The following is a 4,150-nucleotide window of genomic DNA, read 5'->3' as shown; positions in this document are numbered from 1 at the left end:
CATGCAGCCGACGTAGGTGCGGCGGTAGCCGTAGCGCGCCAGCAGCCAGGGCGTGGTCAGCATGGAGACCGTCATGGCGACCATGAAGCCCGAGCTGACCCACTGTGCGCGTTCCTGCCCCAGCGCAAAGTGCTGGCTCATGTCGGGAATCGCCACGTTGACGATGGTCGCCGACATGATCGAGGCCATGGTGCCGATCATCACGGACAACAGCAGCAGCCAGCGGTACCGTGGGCCATGGCGCGCCTGCATGTCGGCAAGCGTGAACGCAGGGGGCGTGCGCAAAAGGGTGCTTGGGGTTAGCTTTGGGGTTCCGACCAGAGCTTGCCGCCGGTCGCCCAGTTCTCTCGCTTGATGTCGGTGATGATGATGTCGACCGAGTCGGGCTTGCCGCCAAGAATTTCAACGCTGACGCGGGTAATGGCTTCGGCCAGCTTTTTCTTTTGCTCGATGGTACGGCCTTCCAGCATTTCGACATGGTAGGTGGGCATGGTTTCCTTGGGCGTGAGTGGATGAATGTTCAAGGGTAGATGATAAAAGCAGATCGCGCGCAACTTGCCGGCCTGCCGGCCTCTCGACCTATAAATGCCGAAATGCCGGGCTTGTCAGTCTGCGCCGACAGGCAGACAAGCCCGGGCGCCGCTGCCATCGCTGCGGGCGCGTGGGACACTGGGCATTTCGCGTTTGGGCGCGCTTCGCCGCCCAACGCCGCAACCCCCGGTAAAGCCCTTGTTGCCCAACACCCCTTCCGGCCCCGCCGCGCCGCCCTTGCCCCTGCTGGCCGGGCGCAACTACCACTGCCAGTGCGGGCAGCCGGTTTTTTTCCGCAACAGCACCTGCCTGGCCTGCGGCACGCCGCTGGGCTACGACTGCGCGCGCGGCTTGCTGCTGGCGCTCAAGCCCGGGCCGCAGCCCGGCACCTGGCAGGAATGGGCAGCGCCTGCCGAGCCTGTTGAGGCTGGCGAGGGTGCGCCGCTCTACAAACGCTGCCCGCATCTTTCAAGCCCCGCGCGCTGCAACTGGCTGATCGCGCTGGACGACCCCCAAGGCATGTGCCGGGCCTGCCGGCTCAACCGCACCATTCCCGACCTGAACAACCCCGAGCAGCCGGACAACGGCGAACTGTGGGGCCGGGTCGAGCTGGCCAAGCGCCGCCTGGTCTCTGCCCTGATTCTGCTCAAGCTGCCGGTCGCGTCCCGCACCAGCGAAGACCCCCAGCGCGGGCTGATGTTTGATTTTTTGCGTTCTCCCACCTACGGCCCGCATGTCCTGACCGGCCACGACACCGGCCTGATCACGCTCGATATCGAAGAAGCCGATGACGCCAAGCGCGAAGCCGTGCGCCAGTCCCTGCGCGAGCCCTACCGCACCCTGCTGGGCCATTTTCGTCACGAGGTGGGGCACTACTACTGGGACCGCCTGGTCGCCGGCACCCCGTGGCTGGAGGGCTTTCATGCGCTGTTTGGCGACGAGTCCGTGGACTACGCGGCCAGCCTGCAGCGCAACTACCAGCAGGGGCCGCCCGCCGACTGGCCGCAGCATTTTGTCAGCGCCTATGCCAGCACCCATCCGTGGGAAGACTGGGCCGAGTGCTGGGCGCACTACCTGCACATGCGCGACGCGATCGACACTGCGCTGAGTTTCGGGCTCAGCGTGGACCGGTTCAACCTGGAGTTCATGCCCTTCACGCAGGACGCCCTGTTCCCGCCCGGGCACCCTGACGCCCAAGAATTCCTGGCCCTTCTGAATCACTGGACCCGGCTCACCACCTTGCTCAATGAAATGTCCCGCAGCATGGGGCAGCCCGACTTTTACCCTTTTGTGCTGCAACCGGACGTGGTCCGCAAGCTGCACTTCATTCACCGCGTGGTGACCTCGGCCGGCTGCACGCAGGGCGCGGGGCAACTGCCGCCCTTGCCGCCCCTGCCAGCGCAGACCCAGTCGCAATCCTGATTTCAGGTGTCGTAGATGGCTGCGCCGCCGGCTATTCCAGCGCGTCCACGCGCACGCCGTATTGCGCAGAGAAGGCCTTCAGGATGGCTTCGATCTGCGCGTCCTGCAGCGTCGTGGTCAGCTCCACGATCTTGTGGTTGCTGCCCTTGTGGCTGTCGCTGACCTGCACGCTGGCGGCGCTGTCGCCAGCGGCCAGCAGTTTTTGAAGCCGTGGCCCCAGGTCGCCCATGACCGCATCGCGCTCTGCCTGCGCGCTGTCCGATTGCGCAAGGTACTGGACTTCAAAAGAAAAGTTGGTTTTCATGGTCATGTGCTTCCCTGTATTTTTGGAGGTGCCCCGTGGGGCGGCCGGCCCTGAACTGTCAGGCGCAGTCCCCATCATCCAGGGTTTTCATCTGCCAGGCAATGCGCACCAGCTCAGACTTGAGCTGCAGGCGCCCCTCTTCATCCAGGCCCGACAGGCTTTTGGACAGGCTCATGCCGCGCGGCGAGATGGCCTGGCCTTTGGAGGCAAACACAATGCTGTTGCTTTGCTCCTCGGACAAGACCTCGACCGCGTTGCCGCTGAAGCTGCGGCTGATGCGGTCGGCCAGCACCGGGTAATCCGGGTGGTCGTAGTGCAGGTTGACCACCAGCACGCCGCCGCCGGGCAGCGCCGCAAAGCAGTCGTCGTAAAAGCGCTGCGTGCACAAGGCGGCGGGCTGCCCGTCCTGGTCAAAGCCGTCGACCAGCAGCACGTCAAAGCGCGGCGCCTCGGTCTGCATGAAAAGGGCGCCATCGGCCATGATCACCCGAAACCGCTCATCATCGTCCGGAATCTGAAACTCCCGGCGCAGCGCGATCACATGCGGGTTGATTTCAAGCACCGTCATCGGGCTGGCCGGCAGCTGCCGGTAGCAAAATTTGGCCAGCGAGCCCCCACCCAGCCCGATCATGCCGATGTGCAGCGGTGCAGGGTTGAACAGCAAAAAACCCATCATGGTCCGGGTGTAGTCCACCTCCAGCCGCCAGGGGCGGCGCATGACCATGCTGCTTTGCAGCTCGCCCAGGGTGAAATGCAGCGACCTGGTTCCGCCGTGTTCATGCACAAAGGGCTTGGCGTGCTGCGGCAACGCGCCATTTTCGGGCAAGGGCCGCGCAAGTTGGGGCAGCGTGGGCCAGGGGTCCAGCGCGGCGGCGCTGGCGCGCGCGCGTTGGGGGGCGGGCGGCGGGTGTGGTGGCTTTGGCATCGTGGAGCCGCCATTATCGGCCGCGCCCTGTGCAGCCAGCGCCTTACGCCACCAGCTTGAGCCCCGGCGGCAAGGACTCGCCCAGCAGCCGGCGCTCCACCGCTTCGTCCAGCTCCACGCGTTCACGCACCATGGCGGCCCAGATCGGCGGCGCGTTGATGGCCTGCAGCCGCGCCATGACCTGCGCGCGCAGCGCCAGCGGCAGGTCGCGCGCGCGGTCGTCGGTGACGCGGGCCAGGTGGGTGGCGGCAAAGGCGGCGGGCTCCAGCTTTTTCCAGTCCAGCGCCAGCAGCGCGTCCACCCAGGCGCTGGCGCTGTCCTCTGGCACCACGTCGTGCGGGCTGCCGTAAAACGGCTGGCGCGCACCAATGCGGCCCAGCGCCCACAGCGTCAGGCTGTCGCTGGCCAAGTCCTGGCCCTGGCCGGCGCCCGGAGCCGCCAGCGACTTGTGCAGCCGGGCCAGCAGCCAGTCGCCGATCTCGGCCTTGTAGGCGGCCGGAATGCGCTCCAGCGACGCGCCCAGGCGCAGCATGTCGTCGTCGCTGCCCTTGACTGGCTTGGTCGACTGGGCTGCTGTGGGCTCGTCCAGCCCTTCGGCGTTGATCTGCAGGTTGAAGGCAAAGTCCTCCAGCAGGCGCAGCTGCTCGGGCGCGGCCAGGCCGCCCGCCACGCGCCGCCACAGCGTCCACCATTCGGCGCAGACCTGCTTGTCGTGGACATGCTGCACGCCAGGCGCAAACAGCGTCCAGAGCTGCTGCACGCGCCACGCATCGAGCGCGTCGCCAAAGCCCGGCCGCAGGCAGTAGCCGGCCAGATTGAGCCAGCCGCGCTCGTGTCCGGCCGAGCGGCGGCGCCCGCGCGCGCGCTGCCACAGCGCATCGAACAACTGGCGCAGCAGCGGCGTGGTCCACTGCGCGCGCGCGCCCAGGCTCTTTTCCAGTTGCGCGCGCAGTTGCGTCACTTCCTTG

5 protein-coding genes and 1 pseudogene are annotated in these 4,150 nt (G+C 66.7%); 1 reads left to right on the top strand and 5 read right to left on the bottom strand.

Going from position 1 to position 4,150, the window contains the following annotated elements; genetic code table 11:
- Both IV091_RS04450 and IV091_RS04445 read right to left on the bottom strand, forming a co-directional pair.
- A partial coding sequence (locus tag IV091_RS04450) for an MFS transporter (protein WP_293465665.1) occupies positions 1-252 on the bottom strand: 252 nt, incomplete at its 3' end.
- Between the two features lie 47 nt (positions 253-299).
- A complete protein-coding gene (locus tag IV091_RS04445) occupies positions 300-491 on the bottom strand; it encodes a 4-oxalocrotonate tautomerase (RefSeq protein ID WP_293465663.1) in 192 nt (63 codons plus the stop codon).
- Positions 492-729: 238 nt separating this feature from the next.
- Between IV091_RS04445 and IV091_RS04440 the strand changes: the two genes are divergently transcribed.
- Positions 730-1,953 (top strand): putative zinc-binding metallopeptidase, encoded by a 1,224-nt coding sequence (locus IV091_RS04440; protein ID WP_293465657.1) that lies wholly within the window; start codon positions 730-732, stop codon positions 1,951-1,953.
- 31 nt (positions 1,954-1,984) lie between these two features.
- Here IV091_RS04440 and IV091_RS04435 read toward each other — a convergent pair whose 3' ends face one another.
- The 3 genes and pseudogenes from IV091_RS04435 to IV091_RS04425 all read right to left on the bottom strand — a co-directional run.
- Positions 1,985-2,257, bottom strand: coding sequence for a hypothetical protein (locus tag IV091_RS04435; protein WP_293465654.1), 273 nt, complete (start codon positions 2,255-2,257; stop codon positions 1,985-1,987).
- Positions 2,258-2,315: 58 nt separating this feature from the next.
- Positions 2,316-3,182: a transferase gene (locus IV091_RS04430; RefSeq protein ID WP_293465651.1), complete on the bottom strand. Its 867-nt coding sequence runs from the start codon at positions 3,180-3,182 to the stop codon at positions 2,316-2,318.
- Positions 3,183-3,225: 43 nt separating this feature from the next.
- Positions 3,226-4,150, bottom strand: a pseudogene (locus IV091_RS04425) (molecular chaperone DnaK); the annotation flags it as partial.

This window comes from Polaromonas sp., from assembly GCF_018780625.1.
Lineage (GTDB): Bacteria > Pseudomonadota > Gammaproteobacteria > Burkholderiales > Burkholderiaceae_C > Polaromonas.
This window is presented reverse-complemented; position numbering and strand designations above follow the sequence as displayed.